This window comes from Massilia sp. NBRC 108631 (assembly GCF_059704565.1).
This window is the reverse complement of record NZ_BAAKJE010000040.1, coordinates 51,632-70,604: the sequence shown is the minus strand read 5'-3', so window position 1 is coordinate 70,604 and position 18,973 is coordinate 51,632. Positions and strand designations below refer to the sequence as shown.

The following is an 18,973-nucleotide window of genomic DNA, read 5'->3' as shown; positions in this document are numbered from 1 at the left end:
TTTTGCAACTAATTGCAAAAATAATTAACCCTGACCCCATTTTGCTCAGAGGAAGCGCTGCAGCAGCGCGCCGGGTTCGGACTCGACCATCATCATGGCCGCGTGCTGCGGGCGGATGAAGCCCTGCGCGGTGGCATGGCCGATGAAGCCGACCAGGCTGTCGTAGAAACCGTCCACGTTCAGCAGTCCGATGCGCTTGCTGTGGATGCCGAGCTGGGACCAGGTCAGCATCTCGAACAGTTCTTCCATCGTGCCCATGCCGCCCGGCATGGCGATGAAGCCGTCCGACAGCGAGGCCATCATGGCTTTGCGCTCGTGCATGTCCTTGACCACGAACTGGCGCGTCAAACCCGTGTGGGCCACTTCGCGCTGCACCAGCGCGGTCGGGATCACGCCCGTTGCTTCGCCGCCGAGGCGCAGCACTTCGTCGGCGATGATGCCCATCAGGCCGACATTGCCGCCGCCGTAGACCAGCGACAAATTCATCTCCACCATGCCGCGCGCCAGCGCCCTGGCGGCTTCCGCATAGCGCGGCGAGACGCCGCCATTGGCGCCGCAATACACACACAACGATTTCACGCTTATTCTTCCTCGATCTCGGCTTTCGCCAGTTCCACGTCCAGCCGCTCGTTCGCATCGCGCGCTTCGTGCGCGGCCGCCTCTTCGTACAGGGCGACAGCTTCGTCCATTTTCTTCTTCCCGTCCAGCATGGCCAGCGCATTGGCGTATTCGATCCGCGCTATAGCACTGTCCGGGTTGAGCTCGAGCGCCTTCTTGAACAGCCTGTAGCCCTCTTCCTTCTTGGCGCCGTAGGTCAGGCCGCCTATCATGGCGCCCACCTTGTCGACGATCTCGGCGTGGTAGCTGCCCAGCGCGATGTGCGCGTCGGCGTGCTTGGGCGCCAGCTTGATGGCCGTGTCCAGGCTGTTCTTGACCTTGGCGCCGATGCCCTGCGCCAGCGCCTTGACCACCGAGATGCCCTGTGCGTAGCGGCCCAGCGCGTAGGCGTGCCAGTAGTAGGCCGCCGCGTTCTTGGGCTGCTCTTGCTGCTGCTGCTCGCAGCGCTCGGACACTTCCAGGAACATGGCCAGCTTTTTCTTTTCGCTGGCCTCCAGGTAGGTGGCGTAGATGCAGGTGGCGCGGTGCGCGACCGAGTAGCCGTCGGCGCCCTGCTCCAGGCCCAGCTTGGCGGCCTGCTCGAAGTCGCCGGCATGGTAAGCGATCCAGGCCTGCACCAGTTCAGCCTTGGCCGGGAACGGCTCGGCGTCGTTGGCGTGCAGGCGCGGCCAGGCCTTCTTCAGGCTGGCCGCCGTGTGGACGTATGCGTCTTCCGGATAGGGGAAGGTCTTCCATGCCATGCTTATCTCCTCAGGTTATCTTTTTCAAGTATTCTTCCGACAGCTTCTGGAACAGCAGTTGCGTTTCATTGCGCAGATAGGGGCCGATCTGCGACAGCACCTGGTAGCAGCCGCGCGCCAGCGCGTCCGACATCGATTGCTGCTCGCTGTATTTGCGCGGATTGCGCACATATTCATAAGACAGCCAGTAAGTCGCCACCACCACCATATTGGTGGACATGGCGTCGATCACCGCGTCCGACGCTTCCAGCGAACCTTCGCTGCGCAAGTCTTCGCACAGCTGTTTGGCGACCTTGATCTTGTGTGCCAGGATCTGCTTGAAATGCAATTCCAGTTTGCGGTTGCGCGACAGCAGGTCGTTCAGGTCGCGGTAAAAGAAACGATAGCGCCAGATCAGTTCAAACATCAGGTGCAGGTACAGCCACACATCCTCGATATTCGAGCGGCGGCCGGCCGGCACTTGCAATATGCGCTCGATCTCGCCCTCGAATTGGGTAAAGATGGAATTGACGATATCGTCTTTGTTCCGGAAGTGGTAATACAAGTTGCCGGGCGAGATATTCATCTCTTCCGCGATGACCGTCGTCGTAATATTGGGCTCGCCGAATTCATTAAACAGGCGGAGGGAAAGTTCGAGTATGCGTTCCCGGGTACGGCGAGGTGCTTTCTGTAGCATGGCGGCTGGTCTTTGTTTTTCTTCCCGCAAGGATAACACCGATGCCAGGCTTTTAGAAACGGCGTACCGGTCAGCGGCCATGGACTACTTTCAGGTAGCGCTCCAGGTCCGACAGCGCCGCATCCAGCCGCCCCAAGGCCTTGCGGCGCGGACGCTGGCGCACCAGCGTCAGGCTGCTGTCCTGCAGCACGTTCAGCTTGAGCCGCATGCCATGCCGCGCCAGCTTGGGCGCCAGCTGGTGGCGCTGCTGCCACAGCATCAGCCGGGTATTCTGGTAAGCCTGCTCGCAAGTGCGGCGGCGGTTGTTGTAGCTGAACATATTGGTGAAGAACAGTTCGGCGTCGTCCTCGCTGGGCTGGAACAGCAGGATGTCCACCCCGGGGTGGCTGACCTGGTAACTGGCCAGCCCGGTTTCCAGGCGCGAATGCAGGAGGGAGCGCACGGTCTGCGACAGCACGTCGAGCAGGCCGCCGTTGGTGAGCTTGCGCGCGCCCTGCTTGAAGCGGGCGTTGTAAGGCACGATGGGATTCACGCATAGCAGCAGGTCCACGCCATGCTCGAGCGCGATGGAGCCGTGCATGGTCTTGCGCAGTGCGCCATCGACAAAGTGGTGGCCGCCGATTTCCACCGGCGGGAACAGCCCGGGCACGGCGGAGCTGGCTTGCACGGCGACCGAGATCGGCGTGTCGTCCCGGCCCGGCTCGCCGAAGCAGACGGCCTTGCCCGTGTCGAGGTCGGTGGCCACGATGCGCAGCTTGCGCGGCAACTGGCGGAAGTCGTTGCTGCAGCCCTTGGCAGCGAAAGCAGCTTTGAGGAAGTGGCCGATGGCGTCGCCGGACAGGAAGCCGGCCGGCAGCGCCTCGGTCAGGCGCTCGAACGAGGACGCCAGGCTGGCGCGCTGGCGCGCGTAGTGCAGCGCGCCGCCGGCCAGCAGGCCGGGCAGCACGCGCGCGCGCCGGCCGAACTCGCGCAAGGCGGGGCGCAACAGGGTTTCGGGTTTGAACAGCATGGCGCCGGCAGTGCCGTGCACAGCCGCGTCGACGTCGCTTTCGACAAACAGGCGGCACATCTGGTGCGGGGTGTAGCCGTTGGCCAGCGCCGCGCTGATGATGGCGCCGGCACTCACGCCAACATAGATTTCGGCGTCGTTCAGGTCCAGGCCTTCGATGGCCTCGGCTATCGCGGCCAGCGCGCCGATCTCGTAGACGACGGCCAGCGGACCGCCGCCAGCCAGGGCCAGGCCGACCTTGGGGGTTGCGGCCGGTGCTGTTGCAGATGCTGCGGCACGCGCGGCGGCGGGTTTTCTAGGCATAGACTTTCATATGCAGCATTCCCTCGGACCCGGTCCGCGAACGGACCGGGGGAGGAGGACCGAGGGAACTGTTACAGCCGGCTCGGACGCTTGCGCGTTCAAGCGGCTTTGTTGGCGGCGCTGACCGATTCGGCGGTCGGGAAAGCGATGGCTGCAGCTTTAGGGGCGGCGGCTTTCGGGGCCGCCTTGGCGGCGGCTTTCACCTTGGAAGCAGCCTTGGCGGCTGGCTTGGAAGCGGCTTTCGCGGCCGGCTTGGCGGCAGCTTTGACAGCAGGCTTGGCACCTTTGGCGGCAGGTTTGGCGGCAGGTTTGGCGGCAGCTTTGGCGGCCGGTTTAGCGGCCGGTTTAGCGGCGGCCTTGGCGGCTGGCTTGGCCGTTTTCACGGCAGGCTTGGCGGCCTTGGCTGGCGCCACCTTCTTGCCGGTCAGTGCTTCCACAGCCTTGGTCAGCGCTTCCACGCGGGCGTTCAATTCCTGCACGTCCTTCTGGGTCGGCACGCCGATGGTGCCCAGGGCGCGCGAGACGCGGTCCTCGAACACTTGCTCGAGCTTGTCCCACGAGCCGGCGGCTTGCTTGCTGACGCCAGACACGGTCTCGCGCACTTCGGAAACCTTATCTTCAGCCAGGTCGCGGGTACGCTGCTGCAGCGCGTTGCCTTCCTTGACCAGCTTGGCGAACACGCGGCCGCCCTCTTCCTGCGCCTTGGCAAATGCGCCCAGGCCAGCCTGCCAGATCTGCTGCGCGGAATTGCGAACGGCACTCGCCAATTGCTTGTCGTCGGCATTGGCCAGGGATTTCAGTTTCTTCACCATAGTGGGCTCCATTGAGACTGTCGGTTTAATCGGGTCGTTCCTTCGATGAAATCATTCTAGGCCCCATTTCTAGAGATGGGCTTCTAATGGGGTAGAGCGCGCGTTCTAATCAAGCTTGCAACAGCGCTTGCCATTTATTGTCTATCCTGTAATGATTGTTCGCGGAAGAAAACCTAAGAATAAAGGAGAAACTTGATGCAATATTTTGTTACTGGAGCGACCGGGTTTATCGGCAAGCGCCTCGTCAAAAAACTGCTGGCGCGCAAGGGCAGCGTAGTGTATTTCCTGATGCGCGAAGGCAGCCGCGACAAGCTGGCCGGCCTGTATGAATACTGGGGCACCACCAAAGCCCGCGCCATTCCCGTATTCGGCGACCTGCGCAGCGCCAAGCTCGGCGTATCCAAGGACGACATCAAGAAACTCACCAAATCGGTGGACCATTTTTATCATCTGGCCGCTGTCTACGATATGCTGGCCGATGCCGACGAACAGATCGCGGTGAATGTGGAGGGCACGCGCAACGCGGTCGAATTCGCCAACGCGATCCAGGCAGGCATACTGCACCATGTCAGTTCGATTGCCGCCGCCGGCATGTTCGAGGGTATCTTCCGCGAAGACATGTTCGACGAGGCCGAGAACCTCGACCATCCCTATTTCGCGACCAAGCACGAGTCCGAGAAAATCGTCCGCAATGAAACCAGGGGCGCGTGGCGCGTGTATCGTCCCGGCCTGGTGGTTGGCGATTCGAAGACCGGAGAAATGGACAAAATCGACGGTCCGTATTACTTCTTCAAACTGATCCAGCGCATCCGCCAGCTGCTGCCGCCGTGGATGCCCACCGTCGGCATCGAAGGCGGCCGCATCAACATCGTGCCGGTGGACTACGTGGTCAACGCGATGGACCACATTTCCCACCAGCCCAAGCTGGACGGACGCGCCTTCCACCTGACCGATCCGGAACCGATGCGCGTTGGCGAAGTGCTGAACACCTTCTGCCGCGCCGCGCATGCGCCCACCATGAGCATCCGCATCAACGCCGCGCTGTTCGGCTTCATCCCGAAGTCGATCAAGAAAGGCGTGTTTGCACTGTCGCCGGTGCGCCGCGTGCGCGACGCGGTGATGAAGGACCTGGGCCTGCCGCCGGACCTGATGACCTTCGTGAACTACCCGACCCGCTTCGACAACCGCGACACCGCGCAAGCACTGAAGGGCACCGGCATCGCCTGCCCGCCGCTGGAAAAATACGCGGCACCGGTGTGGGACTACTGGGAACGCAACCTGGACCCGGACCTGTTCATCGACCATACCCTGCGCGGCCAGGTGGCCGGCAAGGTGGTGCTGGTGACGGGCGGCTCGTCCGGCATCGGCCTGGCGGCGGCGCACAAGCTGGCCGAAGCGGGCGCCATCACGATTATCTGCGGCCGCGACGAGGACAAGCTGCTCGAGGCGAAGAAGGAAGTGGAAGCGCGCGGCTTCGCGTTGATCACCTACCCTGCCGACCTGTCGGACATGGCCGACTGCGACCGCTTCGCGCAGGTGCTGATCGCCAACCACGGCGGCGTGGACGTGCTGGTGAACAACGCCGGCCGCTCGATCCGGCGCGCCATCGAGGCCAGCTACGACCGCTTCCACGATTTCGAGCGCACCATGCAGCTGAACTACTTCGGCGCGCTGCGCCTGACCATGGCGCTGCTGCCGTCAATGACGGCCAAGAAGCACGGCCACGTAATCAACATCTCGTCCATCGGCGTGCTGACCAATGCGCCGCGCTTCTCGGCCTACGTGGCGTCCAAGGCGGCGCTGGATGCTTGGACCCGCTGCGCCTCGTCCGAGCTGCAGGATCTGGGCATCAAGTTCACCACCATCAACATGCCGCTGGTGCGCACGCCGATGATCGCGCCGACCAAGATCTACCAGAACGTACCGACCCTGTCGCCGGAGGAAGCGGCCGACCTGATCGCCGAGGCCATCGTCTGGAAGCCGGTGCGCATCGCAACGCGGGTGGGCATCTTCGGCCAGGTGCTGCACGCGCTGATGCCGCGCGTGGCGCAGATCGTGCTCAACACCAGCTTCCGCATGTTCCCGGATTCGGATGCGGCCAAGGGCGGCGACGGCAAGAAGCCGCCGCAGATGTCGTCCGAGCAGATCGCCATGCAGCAGTTGCTGCGCGGCGTGCACTTCTAAGCGCGCAGCCGCGCGCCGCATCGCCATCGGCGCTAAAATGTGCCGATGGCGCCGAAAATCCTCTGGGTTGCATTGCCGCTGCTGCTGTACGCCGTATGGCTGGCAGCAATGCGCTGGCGCGGGCGCACGCCGGGACGGCTGGCGCTCAATGTGCACACCAGCGTGCTGCTGCTGTGCTATCTGCTCAGCACGGCCGGACTGGGAGTCTTCTGGGTCGCCAACCAGCAGTTGCCGGTGTTCGACTGGCACTACTTGTTCGGTTATGCCACGCTGCTGCTGGTCTTCATTCATCTGTGTTTCAACTTGCCGCTGGTGCTGAACTGGCTGCGCAGCCGTGCGCCGGCGGCGCGGCCGGCCTCTGCCCCTGCCGGCGCCGGCCCGCGCGGCGCGCCCGCATTGGGCATGCCGCTGGCGGTCCTGGCGGCGCTGGCGGCCGCCTACTTCCTCGGCCTGCGCCATGGCGCAGGCGATCTGCCGCTGCATGTGGACGCCGGAACTGCCTCGCTGGCTGGAAACGCGGGCGACGCGGCGAACACCGGTGGCACGGGCAGCATCGGCGGCGCGGCGCCGGTGCTGCGCTACCACGCGCTGTCGTCCGAGTCGCGCAGCAGCGTCTTCCTGCGCGCGCCCGGCATAGAATGGGGCGATGCGCCGGAGCCGTTCAAACGCTATCCCAACGCACGGCACGTGGCGCTGCCTGCCGCCAGCCCGGCCTCGCAGCCGCTGCAGGCAGCCATGCGCGGACCGGCGTCCGCATCGCAACGCCGCCTGCGGCTGGACCAGCTAGCGCAGATTCTCTTCCTGGGAGCCGGCGTGACCGAGCATCGCGGCGGGCGGGCGCTGCGGGCTGCGCCCTCTTCCGGTGCGCTGTTTCCCAGCGAACTGTATGTGGCCGCGCGCGACATCGACGGGCTGGCGCCCGGCCTGTACCACTACGGACCGGAGCAGCACCGGCTGGCATGGATAGGTCCCCTGCCAGCCGCGGAAGATGCGCTGGGCGCGCCCGCCGCGCGGGACGCCGATGCCCTGCTCGTCCTGAGTGCGATTTTCCGCCGTACGGGCTACAAGTATCACAACCGCGCATACCGCTATGCCACTGCCGACGCGGGGCACCTGTTGGAAAACCTGCGCATAGCGGGCCACCAGGCCGGCATGCACGCCACGCTGCTGCCGCAATTCGACGAGGCCCTGGCGGCACGCGCGCTGGCTATCGACGGCGTGGAGGAAGGCGTGCTGGCGATGATGGCGCTGCGGCGTTACGGCCCGGTGCCGGCGTCCATGCCTGGCGCGGCGCCACAGCCAGGCTCGCAGGAATATTCGGCAGCGGCGCCGGCATCACCGGTTCCGCAAGCGCCGCAGGCAAGTTCCGCGCTGGGCGCCACTGGCGTGATTCATCGGGCGACGTCGCTGCGGCTGCCGCCCCGCGCCGGAGGGCACACGGAGACCGCTGCGCAGCCATACGGCAGCTTTGCAGCAGACGCCCTGCCGCCGGGCGCCTTGCGCTTGCCCGCGCCGCTTGCCGCGCCCGCCAGCGCGCACGCCGTCATCGCACAGCGGCGCAGCGTGCGGCGCTATACGTCCGGGCCGGTGCCGCTGGCTGCGCTGTCCACCATCCTGGCGGACATGGCGCAGCGCCCGCAACTGTCGGAAGCGATCCGCATCGACCTGGTGGTGAACCGCGTGGCGGGCCTGGCGCCCGGCCTGTACCGCTATCTGCCGCAGCATGCGCTGCTGCCCGTGGCTAAAGGGGACTTTGCCGCCCGCGCACGTCAGGCGGCGCTGGCGCAGGACGTGATCGGCGACGCGGCCGTGGTGCTGGTGCTGTCAGTCGACACCGGGCGCGCGCTGGCGCATGGCGCGCGCGGCTACCGGCATGCATTCCTGGAAGCTGGCCTGGTGGGAGAACGCTGGCTGCTGGGCGCCATCGCGCAGGGGCTGGCGGCCTGCCCTGTCGGCGCCTTCTATGACGACGAAGCCGCTGCGCTGGTACAGGCGCGCGGGCGCTGGGTGCTGCACTTCGCCGCGCTCGGGCAGCCGGCCAGGTGACCAGAGGCGATCAGGGCGTGCTTTTTCCGTGCACGCGCAAGTCCGGCGGCAGCGAGGACGGCGGTAGCCAGTACTGGTGCAGCCGCAAAAACGCGCCGTCGCGCTTCATGTCGCGCAGCGCCGCGTCCCAGGCGCGCACGGTATCCGGCGGCGTACCCTTGGAAAAGCCGAAGTAGACGTCGTCCACGCTGAGCTGCTTCACCAGTTCCGCATCGTCGCGCGCGTAGCCGGCCTTCTCCAATGCCGGGCCCACCAGCTCCTCGCCGTCGAACCACAGTTCGAAGCGCTTGCTCATCAACATGCGAGCGGCCACTTCGGAACTGACCGGCTCATCGGTAATGCTGTAGCCGAAGTCGCGCGCCCGCTGCGCGAAAATGCTGCCGCGCCGCGCACCGCCGCGCAGCTTGTAGATGCCGTCGCCCAGCGCGCGCAGCTCGGCGCCCCGCCCCTTCAAGGCAAACACGGACACATGCGCAACGAACACCGGCCCCACGAACACCAGCCGCCGCTCGCGCTCGGGCGTGCGCGCAACAGTCAGCAGCAGTACATTGGCTTCATTCATGGCAATGGTGTTGGCGCGCGCCCAGGGAATGATCTGGACCGCATCGCGCCGGCCGATGCGCTGCTGGATCTGCTGCGCCAGGTCGACCGCAAAGCCGGCCGGACGGCCCCGGTCCATGAAGCCGACCGGCTTGCTGTCGATGCTGTAAATGCGCAGCGGCACAGCACCGCCTGCCTGCGCGCAGGCGCGCCCGGGCCATGCGGCAAGCGCCGCGCCAGCGCTGGCCAGCACCAGCAAGGCGCGCGCCGCGCGCCGGAGCCGGCCGGCGGCCACGCTATGCCGCTTGGACGGGCTGCTGCCCATGCAGCTGGCTGTGCAGGCGGAATCCTTCACGAATGTTCTCCCGCAGCACCGCACCCTTCCATGGCTTGGTGTAGAAGCGGTCGATGGCGCCGTGGTTGATGGCTGCCATGATGGGCGTCAGGTCGGCGTAGGCCGACAGCATGATGCGGAAGGTGTCCGGCGCCAGGTTCTTGACCCGCTCCATGAATTCGGTGCCGCTCATCAACGGCATGCATTGATCGCACAGGATGACCTGCACCTGGTGCCGCGCCAGCACGTCGAACCCTTCGGCCGCCGTCTGCGCGGTGAGGATGCGGTAGCCGTCCTGCGACAGGAAGTCGCTCAGCACGTCGAGCATGAAGGCGTCGTCGTCGACAATCAGCAGGGTTTGCTGGTCGACCTGGTTTTCGTCCACCGGCGCCTGCAGGTATTTGCCCTCACTCAGCATGGCCTCGAACTCGTCCTCCGGCAGCGGGCGGCTGAAGTAGTAGCCCTGCATTTCGTCGCAGTTGTGGCGCCGCAGATAAGCCAGCTGCGCGTCGCGCTCCACGCCTTCGGCGATCACCTGCAGCTTCAGGCTGTGCGCCATGTTGATGATGGCCAGCACGATGGCCGCGTCGTCCGGGTTGCTGGTCACTTCGCGCACGAAGGCGATGTCGATCTTCAGCTTGTCGATCGGGAAGCGCTTCAGGTAGGCCAGCGACGAATAGCCGGTGCCGAAGTCATCGATGGAAATCTGGATGCCGAGCTTTTTCAGGTTCTGCAGCACCGTGATGGTTTCCTCGGCGTTCGACATCAGCGAGCTTTCGGTCAGCTCCAGTTCCAGCAGTTCGGGCGCGATGTCGTGCTGCTTGATGGCGCGCATGACCTCCTCCTCCAGGCCGCCGACGAAGAACTGGATGCCCGACACGTTGACCGACAGGTGCACCGCGCCGATGCGGGTCTTGCCCCACTCGGCGATCTTGCGGCAGGCCTCGTTCAGCACCCAGTTGCCGACCCGCACAATCAAGCCGGTTTCCTCCAGGATGGGGATGAACAGCGCGGGCGACACCATGCCGTGGCCGGGCCGCTTCCAGCGTATCAGCGCTTCGGCCCCGCTCAGGCGGCCGCTGCTGATGTCGATCTTGGGTTGGTAGTACAGCACAAACTCGTTGTTGTCGATGGCGCGCCGCAGCGCGTTTTCCAGGTCCAGCCGCGCCAGCGACTGCGCGTTCATCTCGGCGGTAAAGAAGCGGAAGGCGTCGCGCCCGGCTTCCTTGGCGCGGTACATGGCGGTGTCGGCGTACTGGATCAGCGTGTCGGCGTCGCTGCCGTCGTCCGGGAACACGGAGATGCCGATACTGGCCGTCACCGTCACCTCGTGGCCTTTCAGGTCGAACGGCTTGCGCATCGCCTCGCGGATCTTGTCCACCACCGCGATGGCGTTCTGCGCCCCTTCCGGCAGCATCAGGATGGCGGCGAATTCGTCGCCGCCGAAGCGGCCGATGGTGTCGCGCACGCGCAGGCAATCGACCAGGCGGCTGGAGAACTGGCGCAGCAGTTCGTCGCCGATGGTGTGGCCCAGCGTGTCGTTGATGTTCTTGAAGCGGTCCATGTCCAGGAACAGCACCGCCAGCGCCCATTTGTGCTCGGCCGCCTGCTGCAGCGAATGGGTCAGCGAGTCGTAGAACTGGCTGCGGTTGGGCAGGCCGGTCAGGGTGTCGAAGTGGGCCAGTTTGAGCAGGCGCTGCTCGGCTTCCTTGCGCTCGGTGATATCGCGCGCCACCGCCACCAGGATCCAGTTCTGGCCCGAGCGCAGCGTGCGGCGCTGCACTTCCACCGACAGCGGCGAGCCGTCCTTGCGCTGCAACAGCAGCTCGGCTATGGCGCCGCTCTGGTCGCCGGCCAGCAGCTTGTCGTACAAGTCCTCCAGGCGGCGCAGGTCGCCGTCGATGGATTTGTTCGGCCCCACCTTCAGGAAATCCTCGCGCAAATAACCCAGCATGCGGCAGGCGGTCGCGTTCACGTCCACGAAGCACATGCCAGCGCGGTCGACCAGGAAGATGGCGTCGGCGGTGGCGTCCATCGCCAGGCGGAAGCGGCGCAGGTCCTCGTCGAGGCGGATGCGGGCGTTCATGTCCAGCTGCAGCTGGGCGTGGTGGCGGCGGATCTCGTCGTACAGCAGCAGGTTTTCGTAGGCCACCGAGATCTGCGCGGCCACCGTGGCGGCCACGCGCTCGTCCACTTCGCTGAAGCTGGCCGCGCCCAGCTTGTCCACCAGGTACAGCCAGCCGTGGGTACGCTCGCGCGAGGCGATCGGCACGCCGAGGAAGGAATGCACCGGCGGATGGCTGTCCGGCAGGCCGATGGCGGCCGGGTCGCCCGGCAGTGCGTCGATGCGCACCGGCTGGCGCTGTTCCAGCAGCCCGCCCAGTACCCCGGCGCGCGGCGTGCTTGAGATCAGGCGCGCCTGCTGCCCCACGCCGCAGGCGGCAAAGTGGCTCAGTTCCTGCGCGCCCGATTCGAGCACGCCGATGCAGGCGTACTTGGACACGCAAATGTTCTGCGCCACGCGGCAACCCGCTTCGATCAGCGCCTGCGGATCGCGCTCGGCGCCCAGCTCGATGCCCAGCTCGATCAGCGCAGTCAGCCGCAGGCTCACCGCCTGCAGGCTGGACAGGGAGCGCGACAGGCGCTCGGTCATCGACGTCAGATGCTCGGCGCCGGTGTCCCGCCCGTCGCCGGTGCTGGCCAGCTGCGAAATGAGGGCGCTGCTCGATTCGAGCTCGCCCAGGTATTCGGCCACCTTGTGGTCGATGTCCAGGAAGCGCCCGCCGCTGGGCGGCTCGGGCGCGAACTGCGGCACGCTGTCCTCCTCGTCGGGCGTGACGCCCAGCGCTTCGCGCACCGTGCGCAGGATCACGTCCGGGTCCGACGGCTTGGGCAGCACCCAGCGCACGCCGCAGGCCTCGGCCACCGCCATGGCTTCGCGCTCCCGGTAGGTGGCGGTGTAGAAAATGATGGGCACGTGCGCGGTGTCCGGGTTGCTGTGCATGCGGGTAACGAACTCGTAGCCGTCCATATTCGGCATCAGGATGTCCGAAATAACCAGGTCGGGCCGCTCGGCGCTGACCATCTTCAGGCCTTCGGCGCCGTTGGACGCTTCCAGCAGCCGGTGGCCGCCGTAGCCCAGCAAGGTCATCAGGAACTCGCGGTTGAGCACATGATCGTCCACGATCAGGATCGTGGCGACGTCGTTTTTAGCCGGGGGCGACGCCTCCCCCGGCAAGAAAGACTCGATCTGGGTGACGAAGGTGTCCGGTTCGATGGGTTTGCCGATGTAGCCGTCGAAGCCGGCCGCCAGCAGGCGTTCGCGGTCGCCCACCATGGCCAGCGCCGTCACCGCCAGCGCCGGGATGGGGCGCAGCGCCGGGTCCTGCTTGAGCTGCGCCACCACGCCGTAGCCGTCCAGCTTGGGCAGGTGCACGTCGCAGATGATCAGGTCGGGCAGCTCGCGCCGTGCGGTGGCCACGCCCTCTTCCCCGTCATGCGCCATCAGCGGCGTATAGCCGAAGGCGTTGAGCAGGTACACCATCAACTCCATATTGGTCGGATTGTCTTCTATGATAAGGATGCGTGCGGACACGTTTGCGCTCCCGGTAAAGTCATGCTTTCATGTTCTCTCTATGGCATCGTGCGCCGCTTCCAGCGGCACGGCAAGCGTAAATATGCTGCCGCGCCCCGGCCTGCTGGCCACACTGATCTGCCCGTTCAATAACTGCGCCAGCTGCAAGCTCACCTGCAAGCCCAGGCCGGTGCATTCGAACCGCCCGGCGCCGCCGGCGTCGCCGTCCAGCGGGCGAAAGGCCCGCGACAGCATGCGCTGCAGTTCCGGCGCGAGACCGACCCCGGTATCGCTCACGCTGACCGTGGCGCACGCGCGCCCGTCGACGTCGGCCGTGTCGAGTTCGATGCGCACCGCGCCGCTGTCGGTAAACTTGATGGCGTTGTTAACCAGCTTGCTCACGATCTGCTGCATGGCGCGCCGGTCGCAGTGCACATTGACATCGTCGTGCGGCGCGTTGAAATCGAACTGCAGACCCTTCTGATGCGCTTGCGGCTGGAATACTGGAAGTAGCTCCGCGATTACGGCGTGGCACTCCAGCGGCTCCAGCTTCAACTCCACTTTAACCGAAGCGATCTTGCTCAGGTCAATCAAATCGTTAATCTGCGCCAGCAGCTGGCGCGCGCTGGCCTGCACTGTGCGCAGCTGGTGCTCCTGTTCTTGGGTCAGCGGGCCTGGCAGGCGCATCAGCATGGTGCCGGCGAAGCCGATGATGGCATGAAGCGGCGTGCGCAGCTCGTGCGACATGCTGGCTAAGAACAGGTCGGTGGCGCGGTGCGCATCGTTCAGTTCGCTTGCCAGCGCGAGGTTCTGTTCCTGCAGCGCCAGGTCCGGGCGATGGCGCTGGCGGTCGCACTGGCAGCGCACGGTGCACAGCAACAGCGTGCGGCCGTCGGCCGTGATGGTTTTGGCGGCGCACTCCACCGGCAGCGGCGTGCCGTCCCGGTGCCGCCACAGCGCCTCATAGCGCGCGTCGCCGTGTTCGATGATGTGCTGCTCGATGGCGTGGCCATCGTCCTCCTGCCCGGGCGCCAGCACCAGCTGGTCCAGCCGCCGGCCCAGAGCGTCCGCCTGGGTGTAGCCGAACATGGCCTGCGCGCGGCGCGTCCAGCATAGTATCTCCCCGCCCGGCCTCGTCACGACGACGGCCTCGGGCAATTCCTCCAGGATCAGCTTGGCGAAGTCAGTTGGCATCGTTTTGCCTTGTGCTGGGCATGCATGCATCACCATACAGCAACCGCACGCGCGGATTCTCACCAATAGTCACACAAGCCGGACCGGTGGCCACGCTATGAATTGCCGCTTCTCAATGCAGTCTACCTAAGGCGAGCCGGGCTGTCTATTTTGTTTCCAAATTAACACAATCACGCGACAAACTGGCAACTTCGTCCAGCACAAAGCGCAGGGCCGCAGGGTGGGAACCGATCGCCACGTGGCCGATGCCGCCCAATTCCACGTTGCGCGCGCCCGGCAGCCGGGCCGAGTCCTGCGGCGCCACGATATTGTCGTGGTGTGACCACAACGACACGATCAGCGCGCGCACTGCCGGGGTCTCGGAGGCGGCCAGCGCCGCCAGCCAGTCCGAATTGCGGTGCATCTGGCGCGCGTTCAGGCCGGGGCCGAAGCCTGCCAGCGCGGTTCCGTGGTGCGGCGTGCCGAGCGTGATCACGCGCGCCACGCGCGCACTGCCGTACGCGCGCAGGTGGGCGCGCGCGGCCAGGCCGCCCATGCTGTGGCCCACCACCACCGCCTGCCGCTGGCCGGCGGCGACGCACAGCTGCTGCAGGGCGGCGTCGATCTGCGGCGCGTAGTGGTCGATACCCGCACCTAGCGGTTCCAGGTCCACTGTCATATAACTGACGCCGGCCCGGCGCAGGCGCGCCGCAAGGCTGCTCCAATAGGCGCCGTTGCAGGCGTAGCCGTGCAGCAGCAGCACCGGCGGCCCGGCGTTGCCCTCCGCAATATGCAACGTGGTGCGCGGACGCAACATGGTCCATGTCTGTATTGTCATGGAGGAGGCAAATTCGCGCGCAAACATGCGCGCGAAACCTGCCGGCGCCAGCGCGTACGGCGCCGCGACCGGCCCACCGGCGCGGCGCGCCATGCGAAAATTGTTACCAGAAATTACCATACGGACCAGTATCACGCTAACCAGGCCCAGCGTTAGCGCCGCCGGCCAGCCAGGGCCGGCCCAGCCCAGCTGCCGCCCCAGATACACCGCCAGCGCCGCCATAACCAGGCCGAAGCACAGCTGCAGCAGCAGGATGGCGAGCATGAGGCGGCGTGCCATGTCAGCCTCGCGCGGCCGGCACCAGGGGCATGGGGGTGCCGGCGCCGGCAAAGCCGGGCGCAGGCTTGCCGGTCAGCTGCTCGGCCAGGCCGCTGGCCAGGCGCGCGGCGATGCCATAGATCGACAATTGCGGATTGGCGCCGATCGAGGTCGGGAACAGCGAGCCGTCGTGCACCGACAGGTTGGCCACGCCGTGGTAGCGCCCGTTGCCGTCCACCACGCCATGGCGCGCGTCGGCCGCCATGCCGCAGCCGCCCATCACGTGCGCCGACACCACCCGCATCAGCAAATTCTTGAACGGCAGCCCGTTGATCGCCTCGCGCGCCTGCTGCCAGCTGGTGTAGCTGCGCGCCAGCTCGTGCACCGGCAGCACGCTGCGCGCTCCGGCCGCAAACTGGATTTCGGCCATGGACAGCAGCGCGCGGCGGGCGCCGTCCCACACGTAGGGCGTGAGGCGGTAATCCAGCACCGGCGCGCCGTGCTGATCCAGCGCCACGCTGCCGCCCGGCGCCTCTGCATGGAAGCCGTCGCGCAGCAGGGCCAGCAAGCCCTGTACGTGCGGGAACTGGCGCATCATGGCCGCGTGCTCCTCGCCGAAGCCGGCCATGGTGGTCGACAGCAGCAGCGGGTGCAGCGGCGGCGCCTCCAGCTTGTAGCCCATGGCGCCGTCGATGGCCTGCGTCTCCAGGAAATGGTCCGAGTAGATCGATTGCGGCGCGCCCGCGTAGCCGTCCACGCGCTGCTCGAACACGCCGGACGAGATAATGGTCGGATGCAAGAAGGTGCGTTTGCCCAGCAGGCCGTGCGGATCGGGCGCGCCCGAGCGCAGCAGCAGGCCCGGCGAGTTGATGGCGCCGCCCGCCACCACATAGTGGCGCGCCTTGACCGTCACCTGCTTGCCGCTGGGCGCCAGGCCATCCGCCGTGAGCGCGCTGGCCAGCAGGTGGTCCACCGCCCCATTGCGGAACACCAGCTGCTCGGCGCGCACCCGCGTCAGCAAGCTGGCGCCCAGGTCCAGCGCGGATGGAATGGTGGTTACCAGCATCGATTGCTTGGCGTTGGTCGGGCAGCCCATGCCGCAATAGCCGAGGTTCCAGCAGCCGTTCACGTTGCGCCGGATCGACGCGGTGGGGATACCCAGCTTGTCCGCCCCGCGCCGCAGCAGGTCGTTGTTCTCGTTGGGCGGCACCTCCCAGGGGCCGATGTGCAGGCGCCGCTCCATCATGGCAAACCACGGCGCCATCGCTTCCGGCGTGTAGCCGGCCAGGCCGAAATGGCGCTGCCAGTAGGCCAGCGTGGACGGCGGCGTGCGGAAGCTGGAGGTCCAGTTCACCGTGGTGGACCCGCCCACCGTGCGGCCCTGCAGGATATTGATGCCCTTGTCGCGCGTCTTGCGGGCGCCGGCCTCCTGGTACAGCGTGGGATAGGCGTCCGCTTCGCGCATCTTGAAATCGCTGGACGACTTGAGCGCGCCCTCTTCCAGGATCAGCACGCTCAGGCCCGCCAGCGCCAGCAGCTCGGCCGTCACGCCGCCGCCGGCGCCGCTGCCGATCACCACCACGTCGGCCTCCAGCGTGCGGTCGCCGTCCAGCGCGGCGCCATCGATCACTTTCCAGCCGGAGGCCAGACCGGCCCGGATCGGGTCGGGAATCACATTCGGGTGTGCGTTTTGGCCGGCGTTCATCGGCTCAGCTCCTTGATCGGGCCCGGATAGCCCATGGCGGCCCAGCTGGCGGGATCGGCATACCATGCGCCCAGCACCAGGTCATGCAGCGCGTGGTAGGCGGTCTGGAGCATCTGCAGCCGGTGCAGGCGCCAGTCCTGCAGGAAGGCGGCGGCCTGCGCGGGCGTGGTTTCGCTCCAGGCCGGCACGCCCGCCAACAGGCGGCGCGCGGGCGCCAGCGCCAGCAGGCCAAACAGGTCCTGCACTTCCTTCTGCGTGCTCAGGGGCAGGCTGGCGACGGCTTGCTGCACGCCATCGGTGGTGCGGGCAACGGCGGCATTGCGCGCGGCCTCGCCCGGCGGCAGCATGGGGCCGACGATGGCCGGAATAATCGCCACCAGCACGGCGCGCGCCTCGCCGTTCAGCACGTAGCGCTGCAGCGGTGCGGCGCCCTGTACGGTGCGGTACAGCGCACCGCCCGCGGCCAGCGCCAGCGCGCCCAGCACGCCGGTTTTCAAAAAGGTTCTGCGGTTCAGCATGTCTCTGATATTCCAGTGTTTTTTGCAGTGTACGCCAAAGATCCGCGCGTTCCGCGTGCAAAAATAGAGCCACGCATCTATTTGCTTCTGGTAAAAAATCACCATGAAGAATGAACCCATCACGAGTGCGCTGGAACTGCAATTGCGCGCCGCCCGGCTGGAACGCCAGGCGGCCGGGCGCGATCCGGCCCTGCAATCGGCGCGGCTGGCACTGAAAACCTTCCAGGCCGCGCGCCTGGCGCGCACCCATGCCGACCTGTTGGCCGCCCCCGACACCCGCCAGGCCGCCGAGTTTTTCCTGGAAGAGCTGTACGGCACCCACGACCTGAGCCAGCGCGACACCGACCTGGAACGCATCGCGCCCACCATGCAGCGCGTGCTGCCGGCCGACGCGCTGCAAACCATCACCGAGGCGATGCAGCTGGACGCGCTGGCTGAACGGCTGGACACGGCCATGGCCCGCCTGCTGGGCCCACAGTTCAGCGACGCCGCTTATATCGCCGCCTACCGCCTGGCCCTCACGCGCGCCGACCGCGAACGCCAGCTGGACCTGGTACAGGCGCTGGGCGATTCGCTGAGCCAGCTGGTGCGGGTGCCGATGCTGAGCGGCACCCTGATGCTGATGCGCGGCCCGGCCCGGCTGGCCGGCCTCGGCAGCCTGCAGCAATTCCTGGAGCGGGGATTCTCAGCCTTCAAGCGCATGAAACGGCCGCGCGAATTCGTCGCCGCCGTCACCGGGCGCGAGCGCGCCATCATGGAACGGCTGTACGGCGGCCACGCGGCGCCGTTCGATATCTGAACTTACCTGGGCTGGTCGGCTGGTTTGTCGGCGCATTTGTCGGCGCATTTGTCGGCGCATTTGTCGGCTATCTTGCGCGCAATGCCACGCAAAATGTTCACTTCCTCGGTTTCCAGCTGGGTGCGGGAAAACATGCGCTTCAGGCGCGGCATCAGCTTGCGCGGGTTGTTCGCGTCCAGGAAGCCTAGCGCCACCAGCGCCTGCTCCAGGTGCGCATACATGCCGTCGATCTGCGCCAGGCTGGCCGCCTCGCCCTGGAAGCCGATGGCCGGCTCGGCCGGCGCGGCGGCCTCGGTGATGGCCGCCAGCGCCGCCATCCTGCACTCGTACACCAGCACCTGGGCAGCCTGCGCCAGGTTCAGCGACGAGTAATCCGGGTTGGCCGGGATATTAATCAGTGCGTTGCACTTCTCCACGATGTCGTTCGGCAAGCCGAAGCGCTCGTTGCCGAAAATCAGCGCCGCATGCAGCTCCGGGGCAGCGGCCGCGTGTTCGGCGAACTGGCGCGGCGCCAGCACCGGCGGCGAATACTCACGCAGCCGGGCCGACACGGCGGCCGCGAAGTTGATGCCTTGCAGCGCCTCGGCCATGCTGCCAACGATGCGCGCCGACGCCAGGATGTCCTGCGCGCCACTGGCGAACGCCACCGCCTCCTCGTGCTCCAGCATGCCTTCGAAGCGCGGCGTCACGAGCACGAGCTCGGCAAAACCCATGGTTTTCATGGCGCGCGCCACCGAGCCAATGTTGCCAGGACGACTAGTTTCGACCAGAATTATTCGCAGGCGGTGAAAAAGAGTCGCTGTATTTTGAGGCTGCATCATTTAAAATAGCGCCATTACGCGCGTT

General features: G+C 66.3%; 15 protein-coding genes. 3 read left to right on the top strand and 12 right to left on the bottom strand.

The window, feature by feature from the left end; all coding sequences use genetic code 11:
- Nucleotides 1-45: 45 nt before the first annotated feature.
- The 5 genes from AC6H42_RS04375 to AC6H42_RS04355 form a co-directional block, all read right to left on the bottom strand.
- On the bottom strand, nt 46-579 hold the full coding sequence (locus tag AC6H42_RS04375) for an LOG family protein (protein ID WP_057155746.1): 534 nt from the start codon (nt 577-579) through the stop codon (nt 46-48).
- Between the two features lie 2 nt (nt 580-581).
- Nucleotides 582-1,358: a tetratricopeptide repeat protein gene (locus tag AC6H42_RS04370; protein WP_057155747.1), complete on the bottom strand. Its 777-nt coding sequence runs from the start codon at nt 1,356-1,358 to the stop codon at nt 582-584.
- A 10-nt stretch (nt 1,359-1,368) separates the two neighbouring features.
- Nucleotides 1,369-2,034, bottom strand: coding sequence for a TetR/AcrR family transcriptional regulator (locus AC6H42_RS04365; RefSeq protein ID WP_057155748.1), 666 nt, complete (start codon nt 2,032-2,034; stop codon nt 1,369-1,371).
- Between the two features lie 70 nt (nt 2,035-2,104).
- Nucleotides 2,105-3,346: a patatin-like phospholipase family protein gene (locus AC6H42_RS04360; protein ID WP_497547484.1), complete on the bottom strand. Its 1,242-nt coding sequence runs from the start codon at nt 3,344-3,346 to the stop codon at nt 2,105-2,107.
- A gap of 98 nt (nt 3,347-3,444) precedes the next feature.
- Nucleotides 3,445-4,158, bottom strand: coding sequence for a phasin family protein (locus tag AC6H42_RS04355; RefSeq protein ID WP_497547483.1), 714 nt, complete (start codon nt 4,156-4,158; stop codon nt 3,445-3,447).
- Nucleotides 4,159-4,353: 195 nt separating this feature from the next.
- On the opposite strand from AC6H42_RS04355, the gene AC6H42_RS04350 reads away from it, so the two are divergent.
- Together AC6H42_RS04350 and AC6H42_RS04345 are read left to right on the top strand one after the other, a co-directional pair.
- A complete protein-coding gene (locus AC6H42_RS04350; RefSeq protein WP_497547482.1) occupies nt 4,354-6,342 on the top strand; it encodes an SDR family oxidoreductase in 1,989 nt (662 codons plus the stop codon).
- Between the two features lie 45 nt (nt 6,343-6,387).
- Nucleotides 6,388-8,388, top strand: a complete 2,001-nt coding sequence (locus tag AC6H42_RS04345; RefSeq protein WP_057155751.1) for a SagB/ThcOx family dehydrogenase — start codon at nt 6,388-6,390, stop codon at nt 8,386-8,388.
- Nucleotides 8,389-8,398: 10 nt separating this feature from the next.
- Here AC6H42_RS04345 and AC6H42_RS04340 read toward each other — a convergent pair whose 3' ends face one another.
- The 6 genes from AC6H42_RS04340 to AC6H42_RS04315 form a co-directional block, all read right to left on the bottom strand.
- Nucleotides 8,399-9,283: a substrate-binding periplasmic protein gene (locus AC6H42_RS04340; RefSeq protein ID WP_157200947.1), complete on the bottom strand. Its 885-nt coding sequence runs from the start codon at nt 9,281-9,283 to the stop codon at nt 8,399-8,401.
- The gene (locus AC6H42_RS04335; RefSeq protein ID WP_497547481.1) at nt 9,225-12,857 is read right to left on the bottom strand and encodes an EAL domain-containing protein; all 3,633 of its coding nucleotides are present in this window, start codon (nt 12,855-12,857) and stop codon (nt 9,225-9,227) included. The genes AC6H42_RS04340 and AC6H42_RS04335 overlap by 59 nt, the downstream gene beginning before the upstream one ends.
- A 27-nt stretch (nt 12,858-12,884) precedes the next feature.
- On the bottom strand, nt 12,885-14,030 hold the full coding sequence (locus tag AC6H42_RS04330; RefSeq protein ID WP_497547480.1) for a PAS domain-containing sensor histidine kinase: 1,146 nt from the start codon (nt 14,028-14,030) through the stop codon (nt 12,885-12,887).
- Between the two features lie 145 nt (nt 14,031-14,175).
- The gene (locus AC6H42_RS04325; protein WP_497547479.1) at nt 14,176-15,126 is read right to left on the bottom strand and encodes an alpha/beta hydrolase; all 951 of its coding nucleotides are present in this window, start codon (nt 15,124-15,126) and stop codon (nt 14,176-14,178) included.
- A gap of 1 nt (nt 15,127) precedes the next feature.
- On the bottom strand, nt 15,128-16,810 hold the full coding sequence (locus AC6H42_RS04320; protein ID WP_497547478.1) for a GMC family oxidoreductase: 1,683 nt from the start codon (nt 16,808-16,810) through the stop codon (nt 15,128-15,130).
- Nucleotides 16,807-17,328 carry a hypothetical protein gene (locus tag AC6H42_RS04315; protein ID WP_057155756.1) on the bottom strand — a complete coding sequence of 174 codons (522 nt, stop codon included), beginning with the start codon at nt 17,326-17,328 and terminating at the stop codon, nt 16,807-16,809. Before AC6H42_RS04315 ends, AC6H42_RS04320 begins: the two co-directional genes overlap by 4 nt.
- Nucleotides 17,329-17,431: 103 nt before the next feature.
- Between AC6H42_RS04315 and AC6H42_RS04310 the strand changes: the two genes are divergently transcribed.
- On the top strand, nt 17,432-18,127 hold the full coding sequence (locus AC6H42_RS04310) for a DUF8198 family protein (RefSeq protein WP_057155757.1): 696 nt from the start codon (nt 17,432-17,434) through the stop codon (nt 18,125-18,127).
- 2 nt (nt 18,128-18,129) lie between these two features.
- Here the strand turns inward: AC6H42_RS04310 and AC6H42_RS04305 are convergent, their stop codons facing one another.
- Nucleotides 18,130-18,948: an RNA methyltransferase gene (locus tag AC6H42_RS04305; protein WP_497547477.1), complete on the bottom strand. Its 819-nt coding sequence runs from the start codon at nt 18,946-18,948 to the stop codon at nt 18,130-18,132.
- Nucleotides 18,949-18,973 lie beyond the last annotated feature (25 nt).